Origin of the sequence: Streptomyces sp. NPDC093225 (assembly GCF_044753805.1) — a bacterium.
Classification (GTDB): Bacteria; Actinomycetota; Actinomycetes; order Streptomycetales; family Streptomycetaceae; genus Streptomyces.
In genome coordinates this window covers 154983-177085 of the sequence record NZ_JBIVNX010000012.1, presented here as the reverse complement: position 1 = coordinate 177085, position 22103 = coordinate 154983, and the positions used below count along the sequence as shown (strand labels likewise).

Annotated in this window: 18 protein-coding genes and 1 riboswitch; of the genes, 8 read left to right on the top strand and 10 right to left on the bottom strand. The window is 74.4% G+C overall.

The window, feature by feature from the left end:
• Positions 1-52 precede the first annotated feature (52 nt).
• Complete coding sequence (locus ACIQCH_RS14385; protein WP_402580991.1) at positions 53-1675, top strand: DNA polymerase IV; 1623 nt, start codon at positions 53-55, stop codon at positions 1673-1675.
• A gap of 70 nt (positions 1676-1745) precedes the next feature.
• Here the strand turns inward: ACIQCH_RS14385 and ACIQCH_RS14380 are convergent, their stop codons facing one another.
• Positions 1746-2126 (bottom strand): PRC-barrel domain-containing protein, encoded by a 381-nt coding sequence (locus tag ACIQCH_RS14380; RefSeq protein ID WP_402580990.1) that lies wholly within the window; start codon positions 2124-2126, stop codon positions 1746-1748.
• Positions 2127-2239: 113 nt separating this feature from the next.
• A riboswitch (glycine riboswitch) is annotated at positions 2240-2338 on the top strand.
• A 188-nt stretch (positions 2339-2526) separates the two neighbouring features.
• Between ACIQCH_RS14380 and gcvP the strand changes: the two genes are divergently transcribed.
• A complete protein-coding gene (gcvP, locus tag ACIQCH_RS14375; RefSeq protein WP_402580989.1) occupies positions 2527-5412 on the top strand; it encodes an aminomethyl-transferring glycine dehydrogenase in 2886 nt (961 codons plus the stop codon).
• A gap of 129 nt (positions 5413-5541) precedes the next feature.
• On the opposite strand, the gene ACIQCH_RS14370 is transcribed toward gcvP, so the two are convergent.
• Positions 5542-5748, bottom strand: coding sequence for a DUF5999 family protein (locus ACIQCH_RS14370; protein ID WP_402580988.1), 207 nt, complete (start codon positions 5746-5748; stop codon positions 5542-5544).
• A 289-nt stretch (positions 5749-6037) separates the two neighbouring features.
• Complete coding sequence (locus ACIQCH_RS14365; protein ID WP_402580987.1) at positions 6038-6637, bottom strand: hypothetical protein; 600 nt, start codon at positions 6635-6637, stop codon at positions 6038-6040.
• A 504-nt stretch (positions 6638-7141) separates the two neighbouring features.
• On the opposite strand from ACIQCH_RS14365, the gene ACIQCH_RS14360 reads away from it, so the two are divergent.
• On the top strand, positions 7142-8689 hold the full coding sequence (locus ACIQCH_RS14360; protein WP_402580986.1) for a glutamate--cysteine ligase: 1548 nt from the start codon (positions 7142-7144) through the stop codon (positions 8687-8689).
• A 30-nt stretch (positions 8690-8719) separates the two neighbouring features.
• Here ACIQCH_RS14360 and ACIQCH_RS14355 read toward each other — a convergent pair whose 3' ends face one another.
• Positions 8720-10492 carry a substrate-binding domain-containing protein gene (locus tag ACIQCH_RS14355; RefSeq protein WP_402580985.1) on the bottom strand — a complete coding sequence of 591 codons (1773 nt, stop codon included), beginning with the start codon at positions 10490-10492 and terminating at the stop codon, positions 8720-8722.
• A 214-nt stretch (positions 10493-10706) separates the two neighbouring features.
• Between ACIQCH_RS14355 and ACIQCH_RS14350 the strand changes: the two genes are divergently transcribed.
• Entirely contained in the window at positions 10707-11477 is a 771-nt protein-coding gene (locus ACIQCH_RS14350; RefSeq protein WP_402580984.1) for a CPBP family intramembrane glutamic endopeptidase, read from the top strand.
• A gap of 7 nt (positions 11478-11484) precedes the next feature.
• Here the strand turns inward: ACIQCH_RS14350 and ACIQCH_RS14345 are convergent, their stop codons facing one another.
• The 3 genes from ACIQCH_RS14345 to ACIQCH_RS14335 all read right to left on the bottom strand — a co-directional run bounded on the left by ACIQCH_RS14345 (position 11485) and on the right by ACIQCH_RS14335 (position 14877).
• Complete coding sequence (locus tag ACIQCH_RS14345) at positions 11485-12306, bottom strand: PhzF family phenazine biosynthesis protein (RefSeq protein ID WP_402580983.1); 822 nt, start codon at positions 12304-12306, stop codon at positions 11485-11487.
• Positions 12307-12406: 100 nt separating this feature from the next.
• Positions 12407-13945 carry a carboxylesterase/lipase family protein gene (locus tag ACIQCH_RS14340; RefSeq protein WP_402580982.1) on the bottom strand — a complete coding sequence of 513 codons (1539 nt, stop codon included), beginning with the start codon at positions 13943-13945 and terminating at the stop codon, positions 12407-12409.
• A 149-nt stretch (positions 13946-14094) separates the two neighbouring features.
• Entirely contained in the window at positions 14095-14877 is a 783-nt protein-coding gene (locus ACIQCH_RS14335; protein WP_402580981.1) for a maleylpyruvate isomerase family mycothiol-dependent enzyme, read from the bottom strand.
• Between the two features lie 206 nt (positions 14878-15083).
• Here ACIQCH_RS14335 and ACIQCH_RS14330 point away from each other — a divergent pair, with 206 nt between their 5' ends.
• Positions 15084-15743 (top strand): PadR family transcriptional regulator, encoded by a 660-nt coding sequence (locus ACIQCH_RS14330; RefSeq protein WP_402580980.1) that lies wholly within the window; start codon positions 15084-15086, stop codon positions 15741-15743.
• A 129-nt stretch (positions 15744-15872) separates the two neighbouring features.
• Here ACIQCH_RS14330 and ACIQCH_RS14325 read toward each other — a convergent pair whose 3' ends face one another.
• Positions 15873-16304, bottom strand: coding sequence for an SRPBCC family protein (locus ACIQCH_RS14325; RefSeq protein WP_402580979.1), 432 nt, complete (start codon positions 16302-16304; stop codon positions 15873-15875).
• A 170-nt stretch (positions 16305-16474) separates the two neighbouring features.
• On the opposite strand from ACIQCH_RS14325, the gene ACIQCH_RS14320 reads away from it, so the two are divergent.
• The gene (locus ACIQCH_RS14320; RefSeq protein ID WP_402580978.1) at positions 16475-17548 is read left to right on the top strand and encodes an EamA family transporter; all 1074 of its coding nucleotides are present in this window, start codon (positions 16475-16477) and stop codon (positions 17546-17548) included.
• Positions 17549-17762: 214 nt separating this feature from the next.
• The gene (locus tag ACIQCH_RS14315; RefSeq protein WP_402580977.1) at positions 17763-18779 is read left to right on the top strand and encodes a DMT family transporter; all 1017 of its coding nucleotides are present in this window, start codon (positions 17763-17765) and stop codon (positions 18777-18779) included.
• Between the two features lie 48 nt (positions 18780-18827).
• On the opposite strand, the gene ACIQCH_RS14310 is transcribed toward ACIQCH_RS14315, so the two are convergent.
• The gene (locus tag ACIQCH_RS14310; protein WP_402580976.1) at positions 18828-19520 is read right to left on the bottom strand and encodes a pyridoxamine 5'-phosphate oxidase family protein; all 693 of its coding nucleotides are present in this window, start codon (positions 19518-19520) and stop codon (positions 18828-18830) included.
• 36 nt (positions 19521-19556) lie between these two features.
• Here ACIQCH_RS14310 and ACIQCH_RS14305 point away from each other — a divergent pair, with 36 nt between their 5' ends.
• A complete protein-coding gene (locus tag ACIQCH_RS14305) occupies positions 19557-20888 on the top strand; it encodes an aminotransferase class I/II-fold pyridoxal phosphate-dependent enzyme (protein WP_402580975.1) in 1332 nt (443 codons plus the stop codon).
• A gap of 172 nt (positions 20889-21060) precedes the next feature.
• On the opposite strand, the gene ACIQCH_RS14300 is transcribed toward ACIQCH_RS14305, so the two are convergent.
• Complete coding sequence (locus ACIQCH_RS14300; RefSeq protein ID WP_402580974.1) at positions 21061-22068, bottom strand: DMT family transporter; 1008 nt, start codon at positions 22066-22068, stop codon at positions 21061-21063.
• Positions 22069-22103 lie beyond the last annotated feature (35 nt).

Below are 22103 nucleotides of genomic sequence, written 5' to 3'. Positions count from 1 at the left end.
GCTCGGACGTGCGTGCGAGCCGTTGTCAGTGGCGTGAGGCAGCATCAGGGTCGTGAGAGCCGCGCCGACCATCCTGCACCTGGACATGGACGCCTTCTTCGCCGCCGCAGAGCAGGCGGCCAAGCCGAGCCTGCGCGGAAAGCCCGTGATCGTCGGCGGACTCGGCCCGCGCGGGGTGGTGGCGACCGCCTCCTACGAGGCGCGGCGGTTCGGGGTCCACTCGGCCATGCCGATGGCGCAGGCCCGGCGCCTGTGTCCGAACGGGGCCTACCTCGTGCCGCGCTTCTCCCTGTACCGAACCGTCAGCGAACAGGTGATGGAGCTGCTGCGCGGGCTGTCGCCCCTGGTGGAGCCGCTGAGCCTGGACGAGGCGTTCGTGGACCTGGAAGCCGGTGGGGCGGCCTTCGACGAGGCCTCGGCGCGCGCGGCCGGTCGGCGGCTGCGGGCGGACATCCGGGCGGTGACCGGGCTGAGCGGGTCGGTCGGGCTGGCCGGCTCCAAGATGCTGGCCAAGATCGCCTCTGAGGAGGCCAAGCCGGACGGCCTGGTGCTGATCCCCGTGGGCGCCGAGCGGGAGCTCCTGGCGCCGATGCCGGTCCGCACGCTGCCGGGCGTGGGTCCGGCCACCGGGGAGCACCTGCGCCGGGCCGGGATGACCACCATCGGCGAACTCGCCGAGGCCGGCGAGGACGAGCTCGTACGGCTGCTCGGGCGGGCGCACGGGGTGGGGCTGTACCGGATGGCCCTCGGCCGGGACGACCGGGCCGTGGTGGCCGAGCGGGACGCGAAGTCGGTCTCGGTCGAGGACACCTTCGACGTCGACCTGCACGACCGGGTCCGCATCCAGTACGAGGTCCAGCGGCTGGCCGACCGCTGCGTGCAGCGGCTGCGCGGCTCGGGGCACTCGGGACGCACGATCGTGCTGAAGGTGCGGAGGTTCGACTTCTCCACGCTGACGCGCTCGGAGACGCTGCGCGGGCCCACGGACGATCCGGCGGTGGTGCGGGAGGCCGCGGCGCGGCTGCTGGAGGCGGTGGACACGACGGGGGGCGTGCGGCTCCTCGGCGTGGGCGTGTCCGGCCTGGCGGACTACACCCAGGAGGACCTGTTCGCGCAGGCGGCGGGGGCGGAGTCCGCGGAGTCGGGTGCGTCCGGTGGCCCTGGTGGGTCCTACGGGCCCGGCGGGGCGGGTCCGGCCGGGGCGGCGGGGGCCGGTGGCGGCCCCGGCGGTGCCGAGGGGTCGGACGGGCCCGCTCGGCCGGACGGGGCCGGCGGGGGCGCCGGGGCCCTCGGCGCGGCCGAGGGTGGCGGCGCGGGGCGGCCCGGGGCGGAAGGGGCCCGTCCGGGCCCGCCGGCGGGTCCGGGAGCGCCGGGGAGCGAGGTCCCGGTGGCGGAGGCCGGGGGTGCGCCGGAGCGTCGCTGGGCCGCCGGCAGTGACGTCCGTCACGCGGTGTACGGGGCCGGGTGGGTGCAGGGCAGCGGGGTCGGCCGGGTGACCGTCCGCTTCGAGGAGCCGGGCTCGCGGGTGCCGGGGCGGGTGCGGACCTTCAGGGTCGACGACCCGGACCTGGAGCCCTCCGACCCGCTGCCGCTGGTCGATCCGGAAGCCGCCGCGCGGGCCGCGGCCGAGGCGGCCGCCCACGCGGCGACGTTCCGGGCGCCGGGTGCGGCGTAGGGCGGTCCCCGGCTCGGGTCCCCGGCCGGGGGCGGCGCGGGAGTCGTGCCGCCCGATCGTCGGCCGGGCGTCAGGAGCCGTTGTCGTTGGCCAGGTGGCCGAAGTCACGGTCCGGGGGCGGGGCGATCTCGCCGGGGAGTCGGACGTCCAGGCCGTAGTGGTGGTAGAGCTGGAGTTCCTGCTCCGGGGAGAGGTGGCGGCCGACGCCGAAGTCGGGGGCGTCCTTGATCAGGGAGCGGTCGAAGGGCACGCGGAGCGCGTCCCCGACGACTTCGCTGGGCTCCAGGGGGACGAAGGCGTCCCGCCCGAAGAGGCCGGTGCGCACGGCGGCCCACTCCGGTTCCCCGGTCGCGTCGTCGAGGTAGACCTCGTCGACCGTGCCGATCTTGGTGCCGTTGATGTCGAACGCCTTGCGGCCGATCAGGCTGCGCGGATCGATATCGGTCTGCACGGTCCCTCCACGTGGTCGCAACTGCTCCGTAATGACTACAAAAGTGCATATTCGGAGAGGGGGCCACTCGAGGGAGTCCCGGGAACCTCGCTGGTAGTCTGGTTTCCGGCTGCTGACCCCGCGCGGGAGAGTCCTCCGAGTGAGTTAGGCGGAGGCGCCGAAGGAGCAAATCCTCCCCGGAATCTCTCAGGCAGACGTACCGCACGGACGAGGCCACTCTGGAAAGCAGGGCGGGCGTCGGACGGTCACGATCCGGAACCCCTCCTCACCGACGGTGAAAGCCGGCGTGCCCTCGGGCCCGCCGGTGAAGCTCTCAGGTTGAGATGACAGAGGGGGAGGCCGTCCGGGTGCCCGCGCCGTGGTACCCCTCGCAGGTCGTCAGACCAGGAGGCCTCCGCCCATGACCGCCCCCCGTATCCCGCTCTCCCAGCTCGAGCGCGGCATCCCCTTCGAGCAGCGCCACATCGGCCCTGACTCCGAGGCCCAGGCCAAGATGCTCGCCCAGGTCGGCTACGGCTCGCTCGACGAGCTCACCGCGGCCGCGGTGCCCGACGTGATCAAGAGCGCGGAGGCCCTGAACCTCCCCGAGGCCCGCACCGAGGCCGAGGTGCTCGCCGAGCTGCGCTCCCTCGCCGCCCGCAACGAGGTCCTCGCCCCGATGATCGGCCTCGGCTACTACGGCACGTTCACCCCGCCGGTGATCCTGCGCAACGTCATGGAGAACCCGAGCTGGTACACGGCCTACACGCCGTACCAGCCCGAGATCTCCCAGGGCCGGCTCGAGGCCCTGATCAACTTCCAGACCGTGGTCGCCGACCTGACGGGCCTGCCGACCTCCGGCGCCTCCCTGCTCGACGAGGGCACCGCGGCCGCCGAGGCCATGTCCCTCTCGCGCCGCGTCGGCAAGGTCAAGAACGGCGTGTACGTCGTGGACGCCGACGCGCTGCCGCAGACCGTCGCCGTCATCGAGACCCGCGCCGAGCCGACCGGTGTCGAGGTCGTCGTCGCCGACCTGTCCGCGGGCATCCCGGCCGACATCGTCGAGCGCGGTGTCTTCGGCGTCCTGATCCAGTACCCGGGTGCCTCGGGTGCGGTCCGCGACATCAAGCCGGTCATCGACCAGGCCCACGAGCTCGGCGCGATCGTCACCGTCGCCGCCGACCTGCTCGCCCTGACCCTGCTGGCCTCGCCGGGCTCCCTCGGCGCGGACATCGCCGTCGGCACCACCCAGCGCTTCGGCGTGCCGATGGGCTTCGGCGGCCCGCACGCCGGCTACATGGCCGTCCAGGACAAGCACGCCCGCTCGCTGCCCGGCCGCCTCGTCGGCGTCTCGGTCGACGCGGACGGCAACAAGGCCTACCGCCTCGCCCTGCAGACCCGCGAGCAGCACATCCGCCGCGAGAAGGCCACCAGCAACATCTGCACCGCGCAGGTGCTGCTGGCCGTCATGGCCGGCATGTACGCCGTCTACCACGGCCCCGACGGCCTGAAGCAGATCGCGCAGCGGACCCACCGCTACGCCACCGTGCTGGCCGCCGGCCTGACGGCCGGCGGGGTCGAGCTGGTCCACGCCGCCTACTTCGACACGCTGACCGCCCGCGTCCCCGGCCGCGCCGCCGAGGTCGTCGCCGCGGCCCGCCGGGGCGGGGTCAACCTGCACCTCGTCGACGCGGACCACGTCTCGATCTCCTGCGACGAGACCACCCTGCGCGCCCACGTCGAGGCCGTCTGGGCCGCCTTCGGCGTCACCGCCGACATCGAGGCCCTCGACGCCTCCGCCGCGGACACGCTGCCCGAGGCGCTGCTGCGCACCGACGCGTACCTGACCCACCCGGTCTTCCACCAGCACCGCTCCGAGACCCAGATGCTGCGCTACCTGCGCAAGCTGGCGGACAAGGACTACGCGCTGGACCGCGGCATGATCCCGCTGGGCTCCTGCACCATGAAGCTCAACGCGACCACCGAGATGGAGTCGGTGACCTGGCCCGAGTTCGGCCAGCTCCACCCCTTCGCCCCGGTCGACCAGGTCCAGGGCTTCCTCACGCTCATCCACGAGCTGGAGGAACGTCTCTGCGAGGTCACCGGCTACGACAGCGTCTCGCTCCAGCCCAACGCCGGTTCCCAGGGCGAGCTGGCCGGCCTGCTGGCCGTCCGCGCCTACCACCGCGCCAACGGCGACGAGCAGCGCACCATCTGCCTCATCCCGTCCTCCGCGCACGGCACCAACGCCGCCTCCGCGGTCATGGCCGGCATGAAGGTGGTCGTCGTCAAGACCGCCGACGACGGTGAGGTCGACGCCGCCGACCTGCGCGCCAAGATCGAGCAGCACCGCGACGAGCTCGCCGTGCTGATGATCACCTACCCGTCCACGCACGGTGTGTTCGAGGAGCACGTCGCCGAGATCTGCGGCCTGGTGCACGACGCCGGCGGCCAGGTGTACGTCGACGGCGCCAACCTCAACGCCCTGGTCGGCCTCGCCAAGCCGGGCCACTTCGGCGGCGACGTCTCGCACCTGAACCTGCACAAGACCTTCTGCATCCCGCACGGCGGCGGCGGCCCGGGCGTCGGCCCGGTCGCGGTCCGGTCCCACCTGGCCCCGTACCTGCCGAACCACCCGCTGCAGCCCACCGCCGGTCCGGAGACCGGTGTCGGCCCGATCTCGGCCGCCCCGTGGGGCTCCGCCGGCATCCTGCCGATCTCGTGGTCGTACGTGCGCCTCATGGGCGGCGAGGGCCTCAAGCGCGCCACCCAGGTGGCGGTGCTCGGCGCCAACTACATCGCCAAGCGCCTGGAGCCGCACTACCCGGTGCTCTACACGGGTCCCGGCGACCTGGTCGCGCACGAGTGCATCATCGACCTGCGCCCGCTCTCCAAGGAGACCGGCGTCAGCGTCGACGACATCGCCAAGCGCCTGATCGACTACGGCTTCCACGCCCCGACCATGTCGTTCCCGGTCGCCGGCACGCTGATGATCGAGCCCACCGAGTCCGAGGACCTCGGCGAGATCGACCGCTTCTGCGACGCGATGATCTCCATCCGCGGCGAGATCGAGCGGGTCGCCGGCGGCGAGTGGCCGGCCGACGACAACCCGCTCCACAACGCCCCGCACACCGCGGCGGCGCTGGGCGGCGAGTGGAACCACCCGTACACCCGCGACGAGGCGGTCTTCCCGGCAGGCGTGACGGCCACCGAGAAGTACTGGCCGCCGGTGCGCCGCATCGACGGCGCCTTCGGCGACCGCAACCTGGTCTGCTCCTGCCCGCCCCTGGACGAGTACGACAACTGACCGGGTGACGGTCCGCACGGCTGACCGATAGTCGCGGAAGGGGCCGGTCCGGAGGAGTGATCCTCCGGACCGGCCCCTTCCGCGTGCCGTCGCGGGCCCGCTGCCGTGCCGGGCCCCCGCCCCGCCGCGTCAGGCCGCCTTGGCCACCTGGGTCGAGGCCAGCGGGCGGTGCGGTGCGATGATCTGGCCGTCCGGCAGCAGCTCACCGGTGTCCTCGAAGACGAGGACGCCGTTGCACAGCAGGCTCCACCCCTGCTCCGGGTGGTGCGCCACGGGCTGGGCGGCCTCCCGGTCGGCGGAGTCGGCTGAAGGGCAGGGTGGCTGGTGCTGGCACATGGATGCGTTCTTTCGCTGCGGAGTGGTGAGTGTCGTCCTGCGGCTGGAATCGGTGTTCATGGCCGCCCCCCGTCAATCGTTCGGTCAGTTCCCCAGTAGGGGTCTTCCCGCCAGAGCGGGAGCAGGACCCCAGTCTTGCCCCACGGCGGTCGGTCCGCAGGGATTTCCTGGCAGCTGTCCTCACTGATTGATGACGCATCACCCTTGCGGGCGGTTCAGCCCAACTACCCTGCCTCTTCGGATGGTTCGTGCCTGGCCGGGACGGACTAGTCCGAATGGCGCAGGCGGATCAGGCAGGAGTGGCCAGAACCGGTGGTGCGAGCCGATGAGTCAGTACGGGCAGGAGTTCGGACACCGGATGCGGACGGTACGCCGCGATCCCCGGCGGCGCCGGCGCGAGCGGAACCAGCAGGTCCGCGGCCGCCGGCAGACCCGCCGCCGGGTCCGCGCCCACGGCCCCGTGCAGCCACAACGTCAACATGTACAGCTCCGGAACGGACAGCAGTCGGGGCTGGTACGGGGCGCCCACCGACTCCGCCTGCCGCAGGGCGCGTTCGGTGGCGGCCACGTACGGGCCCTCGAAGAAGTGGGAGAAGGCCCACCCGTCGGGGGTGAGCCGGGTGTCCGCCGCGGCCACGTACCGGTCGCCGCCGCGGATCAGGAACCGCCAGCCCGTCAGCCGTGTGCGCGGCGGCCGCCCGCCGGAAGCCCGATGCGAGAGGTTCAGCCGGTCGAGCACGTGCACCGGCAGCGGGAGTTCGGGCGTGAGCGGGCCCTCGAAGGCGCGCAGGGCCGGCGTGTGCGCCTCGTGGACCGCGGTCGGGGAACCGAGTGCCGCGATAACGCTGCGCAGGGCGGCGGCGGGGGCCGTGGAAACATGCAGCGGCATGGTGGGGTCGCCTCTCGCAAGGAGGGAGGTGGAACGGGCAGGTGCGGACGGCGCTGTCGCATTCTGGGGCCAGAGGGGGGCAGTGGGGCAATGGCCGCGCGCCAACTCTCTGCCTCGTTTGCGGAGTTTATACGACATGTGTTCACGTGGTGTTTCGGCCGGTTGTCCTCCCCATTGCCGTAGGGATGGCCACCGGTCACCGCGCTGCTTTCCATACCGTGTACTCACGCGTTTCGCTCGCTGACCTCGGAGGTTACCGCAGCGCCGGCCGGGTTGGAAAGCGCCGCCCGCCGAAGGCAGCACATACTAAAGGAAATTGCGGAATGCCACGGCCTGCTGTCACATGCCGCGAGAACGTGCCGACGCGCCGGTTCGGCCAAACCGGCGCACGCTCCCCGCCACCGGCCCGCCCGTCCGCGTTATCGATCACCGCGCCGGGGCATCATCGACCGTAACGCGTGCGCCCGGGGCCCTGGGCGCGCCCACTCCAGGAGGGACGCTTCGATGGGGGAGAAGGTCGTGGCAGGCGGATTCGACCTGTCCGATCGGCAACGGTATCGGAGGAAGCTCCACGAGTGCCTCGAGGGACTGGAGCGACTTCTGGCGGAGAAGCGGTTCGATCGGCCAAAGAATCTCATGGGGCTGGAGATCGAGCTGAATCTGGCGGGTTCCGACGGACTCCCGCGCATGATGAATGCACAGGTGCTCGACCGAATAGCGAGCACTGATTTCCAAACGGAACTCGGCATGTTCAACCTGGAGGTGAACATCGTCCCGCACCGGCTCGCCGGGCGGGTATTCGACCAGCTCACCGAAGAGCTGAGCACCGGACTGGGCTACGCCCACCGAATGGCCGCCGAGATCGACGCCGGCGTCGTGATGGTCGGGATCCTGCCGACCATCGCCCATGCCGACGTGGTCGCCGCCAACCTGTCCGACGTCGACCGCTACTCGCTCCTCAACGAGCAGATCCTCATGCTGCGCGGCGAGGACTTCATCCTCGACATCGACGGGGTCGAGCGGCTGAGCTGCACCTCCGGCTCGATCGTGCCCGAAGCGGCCTGCACCTCCGTGCAGTTGCACCTCCAGGTCACCCCGGCCCGGTTCGCGGCGGTGTGGAACGCCGCCCAGTGCGTCACCGCCGCCCAGATCGCGGTGGGCGCGAACTCGCCCTTCCTGTTCGGCCGCGAGCTGTGGCGCGAGTCGAGGCCGCCGCTGTTCACCCAGGCCACCGACACGCGGCCGCCCGAACTCCAGGCCCAGGGCGTGCGGCCGCGCACCTGGTTCGGCGAGCGGTGGGTGGAGTCGGCGTACGAGCTCTTCGAGGAGAACGTACGGTTCTTCCCGGCCCTGCTGCCCATCTGCGACGAGGAGGAGCCGCTGCGGGTGCTCGCCGAGGGCGGGGTGCCCCGGCTCCAGGAGATGGTGCTGCACAACGGCACCGTCTACCGCTGGAACCGGCCGGTGTACGGGGTCGCCGACGGCAAGCCGCACCTGCGCGTCGAGAACCGGGTGCTGCCGGCCGGCCCCACCGTCGTCGACGTGGTCGCCAACGCCGCGTTCTACTACGGGCTGGTGCGCACCCTCGCCGAGGAGCCGCGCCCGGTGTGGACCCGGATGCCGTTCGCCGAGGCCGAGGCCAACTTCGACGCCGCCTGCCGGTACGGCATCGACGCGCGGCTGCGCTGGCCCCGCCGCGGCCGGGGCGGGGGCCTGGCGAGCGTACCCGCCGACCGGCTGGTCCTCGACGAGCTGCTGCCGATGGCCGCCGCCGGGCTCGACGCCTGGGGCATCGAGCCGGCCGACCGGGACCGCTACCTCGGCATCATCGAGGAGCGCTGCCGGCGCCGGGCCAACGGCGCGACCTGGCAGGTGGAGACGTACCACCGGGCCCGCTCCGCCGGGCTGGGCCGGGACGCCGCGCTCGCCGCGCTCACCCGTCGCTACGCCGAGCTCAGCCACCGCGGCGAGCCGGTGCACACCTGGCCGGTGGGGCCGGCGGACGACGACCTGCCGGCTCCGGCCGTGATCAGTCCCGCCCGACGGAAGTGACCGGGGTCCGTCCCGGGCCGGCGGTCGGGGTCAGCCGCGGCCGGCGGCGCTGATCGCCCGGAGGATGACCGTGTGGATCTGGGTGGGGTCGCTGACCCGGTAGGCGCCCCCACCCGTCGCGGCCGCGATCGGCCCGAGCTCGCCGAGGTCGGCGTCCGGGCCGATCGCCAGCGCGATCAGCGGCACCGGCCGGTCCCGGTCGGCCAGCTGCGCCAGCCGTGCGACCACGGCCGCGCGGGAGGGTGATCCGGGGTCCTCGTTGACCCCGTCCGTGAGGATCACCACCGCGTTGAACTTGCCGGGCGCGTACGAGTTCCGGGCCACCCGGTAGGCCGCCAGCGCGGTGTCGTACAGGCCGGTGGCGCCGTCCGGTTCGGGGGTCAGCCCGTTGAAGGCCGCCACCAGTCGCTGCTGCTGCGTCGAGCCGTCCTCGAACCGCTCGCCCAGCCGGCGCGTCGGCACCAACACCCGGTAGTCGCGCGGACCGTCGAGACGGGTGGCGAACTCCCACAGCCCCACCTCGTCCCGCGGGGTGAACGTGGCCAGGCCCTGCACCAGCGACTCACGGGTCACCCGCATGCGCGAGCGGTCGCCGTGCCCGGGCACCGCGGCGGCCATGGAACCGGAGGCGTCCACCACCGTGGTCAGCCGGGCGCTCTGCACGGTGATCGTCCACATCGCCAGCGCCGCCTGCACGTCCTTGCCGGTCGGCGGCTGCGCGAGGACCGCGCCGACCGGCTGCGCCGCGTCCCCGCCGGCCCGCTGGACCACGGCCGGGGCAGGGGCGGCGCGCCGGTCGCGGAAGCCCGCGCGGGCCAGGGCGGCGCGGGCGTCCTCGGCGCCCAGCAGCTGGAAGAAGCGCATCGCGGCCCGGTTCCCGTCCAGGTCGAGCCGCCGCTCGTCGACGAGCGTGTAGGGGTAGTCCAGCAGCGGTGCGCCGTCCGCGGCGTAGAACAGGCCCAGGTGGGAGCCCTTGCGGGCGGAGTTGTGCCGGTGGGCGGCCTGCTCGGAGAGGATCAGGGCCTGGTTGCGCCGGGGGTCGGAGCGCTCGGCGTCGGAGTCGTCGCGCGCCAGGGTGGCGGTCACCAGGGCGTCCGAGGCCGTGACGCGCTGGGCGAGCAGTTTGGCCGTGCCGGCGGCGACCACGTCCCCGTCCGGCCCCATGGCCTTGGCCGAGGCGGCGATCCGCCCGAGCGCCAACAGCGCCGTCGCGCTCCCGGTCGGGTCGGCGGCGCCGATCCGCAGGTCCGGGCCGCGCAGCCCGGCCGCGGCCAGTTCACCCCAGGTGTACGTCGACTTCGGCCAGCCCAGCACGCGGGCGGCGGTCGGCGCGGCGGCCAGCACGACGGGGGACGAGGCCACCGTTCCCACGCTCGCCACCGCGGTGGAGTCGGGCTCCATGCGGGTGCGCTCCACCCAGGCGCCGGAGTCCGGGATCCAGACGTCGTACGCCGGTTCGTGCCGGCCGGCACCGAGTTCGAGGGCCACGTCGCGGGACTCGCGGGCCGTCACGGTCACCGCCAGGCACCGGCCGTCCGAGGTCAGGTGCCGCGCCCGCGCCCGGTCGGCGGCCTCCCGCACGACGGGTGCGATCTCGGGGCTCGCGACCACCCGCAGCCGGACCGGGCGGTCGGCGCACGCGTCGCGGGAGAAGGGCAGCGCCCCCTGGGCGGCCGCCACGGCCACGGCGCCGGCGGCGAGGGCCAGCGCGGTGCCGATGACGACGGCGCGGCGGCGGGCGGACCGGCCGCGGGGCGCCTCGTCGCGGTCGGTGCGCATGTCGGGCAGGCTGTGACGTCCCATGCTGGTCGTGCCCCTCCGGGAACCCCTCGTGCGCCCGCGGGGTACCGGCCGGGCAGTATGGGGAGGCGCCCTCTCCCCGGGCAGCCCTCCCCGGCACGTACGGGCGATCTTCGTACACGCTGGCGAGACCCTAGCGGTGCGGCGGCGCGGAGGGAACGGGAACGTCGAATCGGAGTCAGTCGTGCGGGCAGAGCGGGGAACGGTGGTCGGATCTTTGCGTGACACGAGGCCTGAGCAGCGGATCCTCGCGTCGGAGACGCTGCTGGTGCTCGCGCTGTCGCTCGGTGCGAGCGCGCTCTCCGCGCTGATCAGCTTCATCGGATCGGTCACCAGGCCGGGCGGGCTCAAGGACCAGGCCGCCACGCTCAACGCCTCGCACGCCCCCGGTCGGCCCTGGCTCGACCTGGCCTGGCAGCTGTTCGGGATCGCCTCGGCGCTGGTGCCGGTGCTGCTCGTCGCCCACCTGCTGATGCGGGAGGGCGCGCCCGGGCTGCGGACCCTGGGCTTCGACCGCACCCGCCCGGGGTCGGACCTCGGGCGGGGCGCTCTGGTGGCGGCCGGGATCGGCAGCGCGGGGCTGGCCTTCTACCTGGCGGCGCGGGCGGCCGGGGGCAATCTGACCGTGGTGCCGGAGGCGCTGCCCGACGTGTGGTGGAAGTTCCCCGTGCTGATCCTGTCCGCCGTGCAGAACGCGGTGGTCGAGGAGGTCATCGTCCTCGGGTACCTGCTGCGGAGGCTGGGGCAGCTGGGCTGGTCCGCGCCGGCGGCGCTGGCCGCGAGCTCGGTGCTGCGCGGCTCGTACCACCTCTACCAGGGCATCGGCGGCCTCGTCGGCAACATGGTCATGGGCGTGGTGTTCGTGCTGCTCTACCGCCGGTGGGGGCGGGTGGGCCCCCTGGTGGTCGCGCACTCGCTCCTCGACATCGTGGCGTTCGTGGGGTACGCGCTGCTCGCGGGGCACGTGGGGTGGCTGCCCACGCGCTGACCGCCGTTCAGGGCGTCGCGAGCAGGTCGCCCTCCAGTACGGTCACCGCGCCGCCGGTCAGCAGGGTCCGCTCGCCGCGCAGCCGCACCCGTACCAGCCCCTGGCGGGCCCCGCCCTGCAGGCCGGTCAGGTCGGTCCGGCCCAGTCGGGCGGCCCAGAACGGGGCGAGGGCGGTGTGCGCGCTGCCGGTGACCGGGTCCTCGTCGATGCCCGCGGCCGGGAAGAACCCGCGCGAGACGAAGTCGTAGCCGTGCCCGGGGTCCTCGGCCGCCGCGGTGACGATCACCCCGCGCCGCGCGTACGCCCGCAGGGCCCCGAGGTCGGGGCGCACCTCGCGCACGGTCCGCTCGTCGCGCAGTTCGACGACCAGGTCCCCGATGTGCTCGGCCGTGTCGTGCACCGTGAGCACCTCGGTGCCGAGCGCGTCCGCGATGTCCTTCGGGGTGTCGACGGGCGTGAGGGAGGAGGTCGGGAAGTCCATCGTGTACGTGCCGTCGCCGGCCGCCTCCGCGGTCAGCAGCCCGCAGCGGGCCGTGAAGGTGACCGTGCCCCGGGCCCGGCCGGTGATGGCCAGCACGTGGGCGGCGGCCAGGGTGGCGTGGCCGCACATGTCGACCTCGACGGCCGGGGTGAACCAGCGCAGGGCCCAGCCGGCCGGGCCGCCGGGCGGGAGCGGGTGGACGAAGGCGGTCTCGGAGAGGTTCATCTCGGTGGCCACGCGCTGCAGCCAGGTGTCGTCGGGGAAGCCGTCGCCGTCCAGGACGAGGACGGCGGCGGGGTTGCCGGCGAAGGGCCGGTCGGTGAAGGCGTCGACGATTCGGATGCGCATGCGCTCGAACGTACGGGGGCGGGTGGGGGCTCCGACAAGGCCAATTCGGGGGAACTGGCCTGGTCGGGGCGCCGGCGGTCGGCCGGCGGTCACTCGTCGGTCAGTCGGCGATCAGGGGGAGGGCCGGGAAGGCGTGGTCCTCCCAGAGCAGCCGGGAGGCCTCTTCCGGGTACGCGGCGACGGCCGGATCCGCGTCGAGGAGCATGACCCGGCGCCGGTGCTCGTCGTACGCGGGCCAGCCGGGGTCGCCGTGCGCGGCGAACGCCGTCCACGCGGCGCGCATCCGGGCGGACAGGGCCTCCGCCTCGGGGGAGGGGTCCGGGCCGATCAGCAGGGCGGGCTCACCGCTGTGCAGGTTGCCGAAGACGAGCGGTACGTCGAGGCCGTGGCAGGCACCGAGGGCACCGCCCATGCCCGGGGCCGTCCAGGTCAGCTCGTAGGCGTGGACCCGGCCGCCGCCGGCGGCCTGCGCGCGGGCGAGGTGGAGGCTCGGCATGCGGAACAGCCAGTCGGCGTTGACCAGTTCCCAGAGCTCTTCGGGCCCGGCGGCCGGGAAGGACGTGCGGTAGCGGCGGGCGCCGTCCGGCCCGGGGGCGAGCAGGCGGAGGGCGGTCGCGGCCAGCTCCTCGGTGACCTCGCCGAGCAGGCCGTCGATCAGCGTGAACAGCCGGTGCTCGTCGCGGGTGTGGCCGACCAGCAGGTCGACGTCCCGGCCGGCGCCGTCGGCCAGTGCCTGCCACGGCGTGGCCGGCAGGACGTCTCCGTCGACGACGGGTGCGAAGGGGATCGGCCGGTGCGTGACCGGGCCCCACCGGTCCTCCCACTGCGCCATCTTCGCCGCGACCGCGTCGCCGGCGGCGGGCAGCTCGGACGGGGGTACGCGCGACAGGTCGGCCGCGGTGGGCCGCAGCCCGAGCTCGGCGGCGCAGGCGGCGGCGATGTCGGCGGCCAGCCCGGGCGTGAAGAACGTACCGGGCACGCTCTGGGCGACGGCCCGCCGGAACAGCCCGGCCGCGCGCGGTACGGCGGTCAGCGAGGCGACCGAGCCGGCGCCGGCGGACTGGCCGAAGAGGGTGACCCGGTCGGGATCGCCGCCGAACGCGCGGACGTTGTCGCGCACCCACTCCAGGGCGGCGACCTGGTCGAGCAGGCCCCGGTTGGCGGGGGCGTCGGCGAGGTGGGCGAAACCCTCCATGCCGAGCCGGTAGTTGAGGGTGACCACGACGGTGCCGGCCCCGGCCAGGACGGCCCCGTCGTACTCGGGCCGGCCGGCGTCCCCGATCACGTACCCGCCGCCGGGGATCCACACCAGCACCGGCAGCGCGGCGGTGGGGTCGGGGGTCCAGACGTTGAGGGTGAGCCAGTCGCAGTCGGTGGCCTCGGGCCCCTGCGGGGCCGCCGTGCCGAGGAGGCCGGACTGCGGGGGCGGCGGGCCGTACGAGAGGGCCGGCCGGACCCCGTCCCACGGGCGCACCGGCCGCGGCGCGGCGAAGCGGAGCGCGCCGACGGGCGGTTCGGCGTACGGGACGCCGCGGAAGACCGCGACCCCAGCCTCCAGGCTGCCGCGCAGCACCCCCGCTGCGGTGCGCACCTCGGGTCCGGGCGCGGCAGGGGAGGGCGTGGACTGCGGAGCGCTCACGGGCGGTCTCCTCTCGGCTCGACACCGGGGATCGTTCCACCCGGGCGCGGGGCGGGCCACTCGATTTCCGAGGGCGTGCCAGGGGGTGTCCGGGCCTGATGCGCCGGGCATCCCCAGACCTCCGGCCGGACCTCCGTCCAGATCTTCGGCTAGACGTCCGGCTCCCAGGCCACGAGGCGGTCGAAGACGTGGCGGTCGCCGTCGAGCTTCAGGGAGTCGACGGGGACGCGGCCGTAGAAGGCGAGGACGAGGTCGGCGGCGGCCCCCCGGGCGGAGGCGTCGGTCGCGTCCGGGTCGGTGGCGGGCGTGGGCGGGGCGGTGACCCGTGCGCCGTCCGCGGACAGTCGGAGGCGCCAGGAACGGCCCTCGGCGGCGTGGTAGTCGACGGTGGCGGGCTCGTGCGGCCAGGCGGCCGTCGTCGCGCAGCAGGTGGTCAGGAACTCGTCGACACCGTCGAGCGCCACCTCGTCCGGCAGCGGCTGCGGCGCACCGACGGTGATCTGGGCGTCGTAGGTGTGGACCGCGACCTCCTGGAGCTGGTGCCGGGCGACGGCGCCGCAGGTCTGCGGTGACTGCGAGTCGCCCCACCACGTCCAGCAACCGCGGTCCGGTCCGGCCTCCCGCAGCGCGTCCAGCAGCAGTTGCGTCGATGCCGCCAGCCAGGCCACCAGGGCTTCGCGCTCCCGGGGCGGGGTCGGGGCGCCCGCCGGCCCGGACGCGGCCGGGGGCGCGTCGGCGGGCCCCGCGGCCACGATGCCGGCCCACTTGCGACGTCCTTCGCCCAGGTGCTGTGCCAGGTCGAACAGCGTCCACTCGGGGCAGGTCGGTACCTGCGCGTCGAGGTCGGGTGCGGCGGCGATCGCGGCACGGAACGCGGTCGATCGCTCGTCGATCAGGCGCAGGAGGGTGGGGAGATCGAGGTTCGTCGTCACCCGGACCTTGTATCACCGCGCTCCGGAAGTCGAACTCGATTTTCCGGCGACGGGGTCCGCCGGGGCGGACACGTCACCGGTGCCTTCGGAGGGGGTTGTCGGACGATCGGTTCCGATATATCGTTGAAGCATCGCGATGGCATCGTGAGCCATCGCGACTGATCAACGAGCTCGACAGCCGGGCTCGACGTCGAAAGGAGCGCACCATGCGCGCACACGGACACGACTGCGGACATGACTACGGCCACGAGCGCGGCCACGACCGGGGCCGGGGTTTCGGTCCCGGCGGGCGGGGCGGGTTCGGCCCCGGTGAGAAGCCCGGCTTCGGGCCCGGGCGGCGGGCGGCCTTCGGCCCCTTCGGACCGCCGTTCGGCGGACCCTTCGGCGGCGGTGGCCGCGGGGGCGGTCGCGGCGGGATGCGGGGGCGGGCCCGGCGCGGTGACGTCCGCGCCTCGATCCTGGCCCTGCTGGCCGACCGGCCGATGCACGGCTACGAGATGATCCAGGAGATCGGCGAGCGCAGTGGCGGGGCCTGGAAGCCCAGCCCCGGCTCGGTCTACCCGACCCTCCAGATGCTGGAGGACGAGGGCCTGATCACCAGCGAGAGCGAGGGCGGCAAGAAGCTGTTCACGCTCACCGACACCGGTCGCACCGAGGCCGAGGCGGGGCCGCAGGCCCCCTGGGAGGAGGCCGGTCGCGGCGTCGACTGGGAGGCCATGCACGAGATCCGGCAGGCCGGCTTCGGCCTGATGGAGGCGTTCGGGCAGGTCTGGAAGACGGGCACGCCCGAGCAGCGCGAGAAGGCGGTCTCGGTCATCAACGAGGCCCGCAAGAAGCTGTACCTGATCCTGGCCGATGAGCACTGAGCCGCCCGGCACCGGGCCGGCGGCGTCCGGTCCGGCCGGCCCCGACCGGGTGCGCGTCGGGCCGGTGCCCGGAACCGACTGCGCCCCCGCGGACCGCCGCGGGGGTGCACGCGTACGCGGGGCGGGGTCTCAGGTCACGAGGCCTGCGAGCTTGCGCAGGGATTCGTTGAGGGTGGCCGTGGCGGAGTCCTTCAGCTTCCCCGCCATCAGGGCCACCGCCGCGCCCGTGAACTCGCCGTCGATGCGGACGGTGGTGGCGTCCGGGCCGTCGGGGGCGAGGGTGTAGCGGGTTCCGACGATCACGCCCATCGGTCCCTTGCCGCGGATCGCCAGGACGCGCTCGGCCTCCAGGGCCTCGACCGTCCAGACGACCTCCGCCGGGAAGCCCATCATCTTCATGTTCTCCTCGTAGGTGGTGCCCACCTCGAGGTGCTCGGGCCCGCCCTTCGGGAAGTTCGTGTGGGTCTGGCTCCACCGGCCGTACGCGTCCCAGTCCAGCAGCTGCGTCCAGACCTTGCCGGCGGGCGCCCCGATGCGCGCCTCCGCGGTGACTTCGGCCATGCGACCACCCCTTAGTCGTCGGTTCGGTGCGCGGAAGGTAGTCCGGGGCGGCGGAACATTCAATACTGACGACACGTCAGATTCGGCTGTTGATCACGGCCCGGACGCGAAGCCGTCTCAACAGGTGTCTCGGTGGTGACGGTCCTGACGGCGGCTGTCATGATGGCCGGATGCAAGCGTCAGGGAGAAACGCGGGACTGGGCCTGGCCCTGGTCTCCGCGGTCGCGTTCGGTGGTTCCGGTGTGGCGGCGAAGCCGCTGATCGAAGCGGGTCTCGACCCGCTCCACATGGTCTGGATACGGGTGACGGGCGCGGCCCTCGTGCTCAGCCCGCTCGCCTGGCGCCACCGTGACCTGCTGCGCCGCAAACCCGCCCTGCTCGCCGGCTTCGGCCTGCTCGCGGTGGCGGGCGTCCAGGCCTTCTACTTCGCCGCCATCTCCCGGATCCCGGTCGGCGTCGCCCTGCTGCTGGAGTACCTCGGCCCCGCGCTGCTGCTCGGCTGGATCCGGTTCGTCCAGCGCCGCCCGGTCACCCGGGCGGCCGCGGCCGGCGCCGCACTCGCCGTGGCCGGTCTCGCCTGCGTCGTCGAGATCTGGAACGGGGTCAGCCTCGACCCGGTCGGCGTCCTGCTCGGCGTGGCCGCCGCCTGCTGCCAGGCCGGCTACTTCGTGCTGTCCGACCACGGCACCGAGGAGGCGGACGCGCCCGACCCGCTCGGCGTCATCGCGTACGGCATGCTCGTCGGCTCGCTCGTGCTGACCGTCGTCGCCCGTCCCTGGAACCTGCCCTGGAGCATCCTCGGCGGCACCGCCGAGCTGGCCGGGACCCGGCTGCCGGCCCTGCTGCTGGTCGGCTGGGTGATCCTGATCGCCACCGTCTTCGCGTACGTCACCGGTGTCGTGTCGGTGCGCAAGCTCTCGCCGCAGGTGGCCGGCGTGGTGGCCTGCCTGGAGGCGGTCGTGGCCACCGTCTTCGCCTGGATCCTGCTCGGCGAGCACCTGTCCCTGCCCCAGATCGCGGGCGGCGGGCTCGTCCTCGCCGGCGCCTTCGTCGCCCAGACCGCCCGCGCGGCGCGGGCCGCGGACGCCCCGACCGGGCCCGTGGCGCGCGGCGGCCAGCCCGCCGAGGGCGACGCGGAGCCGGTGGCGCGGCCGGTCGCGGCGGCCGCGGTCGAGCCGGGGGCCGTCGCGGCGGCCGATGCCGGGTCGCAGGCGGCGCTGGACCGCGGGACGAGCGCGACATAAGGTGCTGCCCATGTATTCGACCGTGCTTTCGCCGCCCGCCGCGTAACGCGGGCGGCGATCCTCGGGCCCACCGGCCCGCCGTCACGCTGCGCCCCGGCCTCCAAGTTGCCGCGGGCGTAGCCGTGCTGCCCGCGTACGGAGCCGCGGACCCGGCCGTTCCCGGCCGTCCTCCGCCCTGTCCTCCTGTACAGCCGTACTTCGCGGAGAAGCAAACGTGTCGAACACTCCTTCCCCCTCTCCTGCCGCCGCGCCGTCCGCGGCCGCCCCGCACGTCGGACCGTCGTCCGTCGGGCGCAGCCTCGGCCAGCTCGCCGTCGCGGGTGCCGCCTGGGGCACCGCCGGGGCCGCGGCCTCGCTGCTCTTCCTGGCCAGCGACCTCGGGCCGCTGGCCCTGACGTTCTGGCGCTGCGCGGGCGGGCTGGCCCTCCTGCTCGGCGTGCTCGCGGTCCGACGGCGGCCGGCCGTCCCCGGCCCGCGGGTGCGCGACCTGCTCGTCACCGGCGTGCTGTTCACCGTCTTCCAGGCCGCGTACTTCGCGGCGGTCCAGGACACCGGGCTCGCCGTCGGCACGGTGGTGACCCTCGGCGCCGGGCCCGTACTGATCGCGCTCGGCGCCCGGCTGTGGATGGGCGAGCGGCTCGGCGGCGGGGGCACCGCCGCCGTCGCGGGCGCCCTGGGCGGCCTGGTGGTCCTCGTGCTGGGCAGCGGCGGCGGCACGGTGCGCCCGCTCGGCGTGGTGTACGCGCTGCTGAGCGCGACCGGGTACGCCGGGATGACGCTGCGCACCCGCTGGTTCGGGCGCACCGGCAACGGCGGCGACCCGCTGGTGACCACCGGGTGGTCGTTCGCGGTGGCCGCGGTCGGACTGCTCCCGTTCGCGCTGGCCGAGGGGCTGCTGCCGACGGTGGGCGACCCCGCGCGGGTGGTGCTGCTGCTCGCCTACACCGCGAGCGTGCCGACCGCGCTGGCGTACGCCCTGTACTTCACGGGGGCGGCCCGGGTGCGGGCCGCCACGGTGTCCGTGATCATGCTGATCGAGCCGGTGAGCGCCGCCGCGATCGCGGTGTTCGGCCTCGGGGAGCGGCTCACCGCGGCGACCGTCGCGGGCACGGTGCTGCTGCTCGCCGCGGTGGCCGGGCTGGCGATCGGCGAGGCGAGGCGGCCCGCCGCATCGAGCGGGCCCGCGACGGATTCCGTCACGGATCCCGTCTCGGATCCCGTCTCGGCGTGACCGTACGGGACGCGCCGCCCACCCCCGTGCGGCGGGGCGTCCCGCACCTCAGCGGCCGGCCGTCGGCAGGTACGCCGGCACGGCCGTGGCCGGGTCCAGGTCGGCGGCCGGGACCGGGACGCCGTAGGCCGGGGCGACCGGGACGACGCCCGCCCAGTAGGGGAGGGCGAGGTCCTCGGCGTCGTCGTTGGGGCCGCCGGTACGGATCTTCGCCGAGACCTCCGACAGGTCCAGGCGCAGCACGGCCGTGGCGGCCAGCTCCTTCTTGTCGGCCGGCCGTGAGTCGGCGGACCGGCCCGGGACCACCTGGTCGACCAGCGCGTCGAGGGCCGTGCGCCGCTCCTCCTCGTCGGTCACCTGGTGGGCGGTGCCGTGCACGACCACCGAGCGGTAGTTCATCGAGTGGTGGAAGGCGGACCGGGCCAGCACCAGACCGTCCACGTGCGTGACCGTCAGGCACACCGGCAGCCCCGGCTCCCGGCCCTCCGGCGACGCCCCCTGCGCGTCCCCGGCGGCCATCCGCACCGGGCGCGAGCCGGTCGAGCCGTGCACGTACAGGGTCCGGCCCACCCGGCCGTACAGCGTCGGCAGCACGACCGGGGCGCCGTCGCGGACGAAGCCGAGGTGGCAGACGTAGCCCTGGTCGAGGATCGCGTGCACCGTCTCGTGGTCGTACGCGGCGCGCTGGGGCGAGCGGGTCGGCACGGTGCGCTCGGTCGGGGCGTAGGAGGCGGTGTCCATGTGCGCAATCCTTTGTACTAGTGCATAATGTTCTTTGTGCTAGGAGAGTATGCAATCACGGGCGGTCGCGCCAACGAAATCGCCGCCAGCGTCGAGCTGGGCATCTCGTCGGGCGCACTGCCCCCGGGTTCGGTCCTCCCGCCCATGCGGGAACTCGCCGGCCGGCTCGGCGTGAACCCCAACACCGTGGCCGCCGCGTACCGGACCCTGCGCGAGCGCGGCCTGATCGACACGGACGGGCGGCGCGGCAGCCGGGTGCGGGCCAAGCCCGCCACCCTCGCCCGCGAGGCGATCCGCCTCCCGCTCCCGCCGGGCGTGCGCGACGTCGCCGACGGCAACCCCGATGCCGCGCTGTTGCCTCCCCTCGCGGACGCCCTGGCGGCCGCGGCGCGGCGGTACGCGCGCCGGCCGGGCCAGTACGGCGACGACGTCGTCGACCCGGACCTGGAACGGCTGGCGCGGGCCGCGTTCGACGCCGACGGGGTGCCCGCCGGGCCGGTGGTGCTCACCTCGGGCTCGCTCGACGCCATCGAGCGGGTGCTGGCCGCGCACCTCAAGCCCGGGGACCCGGTCGGCATCGAGGACCCGGGCTGGGGGAGCCTGCACGACCTGGTGCCCGCGCTGGGCCTGCGCGTCGTGCCGTTCGCCCTCGACGACGACGGGCCGCGCCCCGAGGGCGTGGCCGCGGCGCTGGACAAGGGGGTCCGGGCGCTGATCGTCACGGACCGGGCGCAGAACCCGACCGGGGCGGCGGTGACGGCCGGGCGCGCCGCCGAGCTGCGCGAGCTGCTGTCGCGCCATCCGCACGTGCTGGTGATCGACGACGACCACGGGCACGGCATCGTCGAGCAGCCGCTGCACACCCTGGCGGGCGCCACCCGCAGCTGGGCGTTCGTACGGTCGACGGCCAAGGCGTACGGGCCCGACCTGCGGCTGGCGGTCCTCACCGCGGACCGGGTCACGGCGGACCGCGTCGCGGGGCGGCACCTGCTCGGACCCGGATGGGTCAGCCACCTGCTCCAGTACGCCGTCGTGGACCTGTGGGAGCGCGGCACGCTCGACACGGCCGCGGTGGCCCGCTCCTACAGCGAGCGGCGGGACGCGCTGGTGGCCGCGCTCGAGCGGCTCGGGGTGGCGGCGCGCGGGCGCAGCGGGTTCAACGTGTGGGTGCCGGTGGCCGACGAGACGGGGGCGGTGGCGCGGCTGCAGGCGGCGGGGTGGGCCGTCGCGCCCGGGGCGCGCTTCCGGGTGGACTCCCCGCCCGCGGTGCGGCTGTCGGTGTCGCAGCTGGCGTCGGAGGACGTCGCGGAGCTGGCCCGGGCGGTGGCGGAGGCGGTGCGGCCGGGGCGCGGGGCGCGGTACGTCTGACCTGCGCCGGCCGGGCGCAGGGGGAGCGTACCCGCCGTCCGGGGAGCCGGACGCGGACGTGTCGCCCGGGGGACTCGGATGCGGACCCGAACCCGGACCACGGACCCCGGACACGATCACGGCCCCGGAACGCAGCGTGCGTTCCGGGGCCGTGATCGTGTGGGAGCGGGGGTCAGGTCGCCGCCGCCGGGCGGGGCCGGCTCTGGGTCAGGGCCGCACCGATCAGGACGATCACCGCACCGACCGGGGTGTTCCAGTGCAGTTCCTCGCCGAGCGCGAGCACGCCGGCCGCGGTGGCGATGACGGGGATGAAGTACGTGACCATCTGCGCGGTGGTCGGCCCGACCTCGGTCACGAGCGCGTACTGGGCCTGGAGCGCGTAGCCGGTGCCCAGCGCCCCCAGGGCCAGCACGGCCAGCGTGGGCATGAGCGCGAAGCCGGTGGGCACGCCGCTGAGCACCGGCAGGACCAGGCCCAGCTGCACGGTGGACAGCAGCAGCTGGCCCGCCGTCATCGCCAGCGGCGAGCCCTCGCGGGAGGCGAGCGTGCGCCGGACGTAGATCCAGCCGACCGGGTAGCAGAACGAGGCGAGCAGGGCCATCGCGGTGCCCTTGGCGTCCAGGCCCGAGAAGCCGCTCCAGGCGCCGAGCACCGTCAGCACGCCCACGAAACCGATGCCCAGCCCCGCGACCCGGCGCCGGCTCGGGCGGTCCTCGGAGAGGGCGACCAGCGACAGCGCCATGCCCCACAGGGGCGACGTGGCGTTGCAGATGCCGGCGAGGCTGGAGGGGATGGTGAGCTCGGAGTACGCGAAGAGCGTGAACGGCAGCGTGTTGAGCAGCACGGCGGCCACGGCCAGGTGCCCCCAGGTGCGCAGCCCCCGCGGCAGCCGCTCGCGGCGGACGGCGAGCGCCGCGCAGAGCACCGCCGAACCGAAGAGCACCCGGCCGAAGGAGACCTGCACCGGAGCGTAGGTCTCGGTCCCCACCTTCATGAAGAGGAAGCTGAAGCCCCAGACCACCGCCAGCACGGCGAACCGGATCCGCCAGTCGAGCACCCGCCGGCGGTCGGGACCGGCGGCAACGGTCCCCGGAGCGCGGGCCGGCGCCGCCGGCGCGGCGGAACGGTCGGGCGAAGGGATGGGGGCGGGGGTCGGGGAGGGGGCTGCGGGTGCGCTCATGCGTCCACCTTGCGGCCGTCAACCTCTTAGCACAA

Coding starts and splice junctions, on each gene's coding strand:
- gcvP (WP_402580989.1), top strand. CDS start 2,527: ATGACCGCCCCCCGTATCCCGCTCTCCCAGCTCGAGCGCGGCATCCCC.
- ACIQCH_RS14370 (WP_402580988.1), bottom strand. CDS start 5,748: ATGTGCCAGCACCAGCCACCCTGCCCTTCAGCCGACTCCGCCGACCGG.
- ACIQCH_RS14365 (WP_402580987.1), bottom strand. CDS start 6,637: ATGCCGCTGCATGTTTCCACGGCCCCCGCCGCCGCCCTGCGCAGCGTT.
- ACIQCH_RS14360 (WP_402580986.1), top strand. CDS start 7,142: ATGGGGGAGAAGGTCGTGGCAGGCGGATTCGACCTGTCCGATCGGCAA.
- ACIQCH_RS14355 (WP_402580985.1), bottom strand. CDS start 10,492: ATGGGACGTCACAGCCTGCCCGACATGCGCACCGACCGCGACGAGGCG.
- ACIQCH_RS14345 (WP_402580983.1), bottom strand. CDS start 12,306: ATGCGCATCCGAATCGTCGACGCCTTCACCGACCGGCCCTTCGCCGGC.
- ACIQCH_RS14330 (WP_402580980.1), top strand. CDS start 15,084: ATGCGCGCACACGGACACGACTGCGGACATGACTACGGCCACGAGCGC.
- ACIQCH_RS14325 (WP_402580979.1), bottom strand. CDS start 16,304: ATGGCCGAAGTCACCGCGGAGGCGCGCATCGGGGCGCCCGCCGGCAAG.
- ACIQCH_RS14320 (WP_402580978.1), top strand. CDS start 16,475: ATGCAAGCGTCAGGGAGAAACGCGGGACTGGGCCTGGCCCTGGTCTCC.
- ACIQCH_RS14310 (WP_402580976.1), bottom strand. CDS start 19,520: ATGGACACCGCCTCCTACGCCCCGACCGAGCGCACCGTGCCGACCCGC.
- ACIQCH_RS14300 (WP_402580974.1), bottom strand. CDS start 22,068: ATGAGCGCACCCGCAGCCCCCTCCCCGACCCCCGCCCCCATCCCTTCG.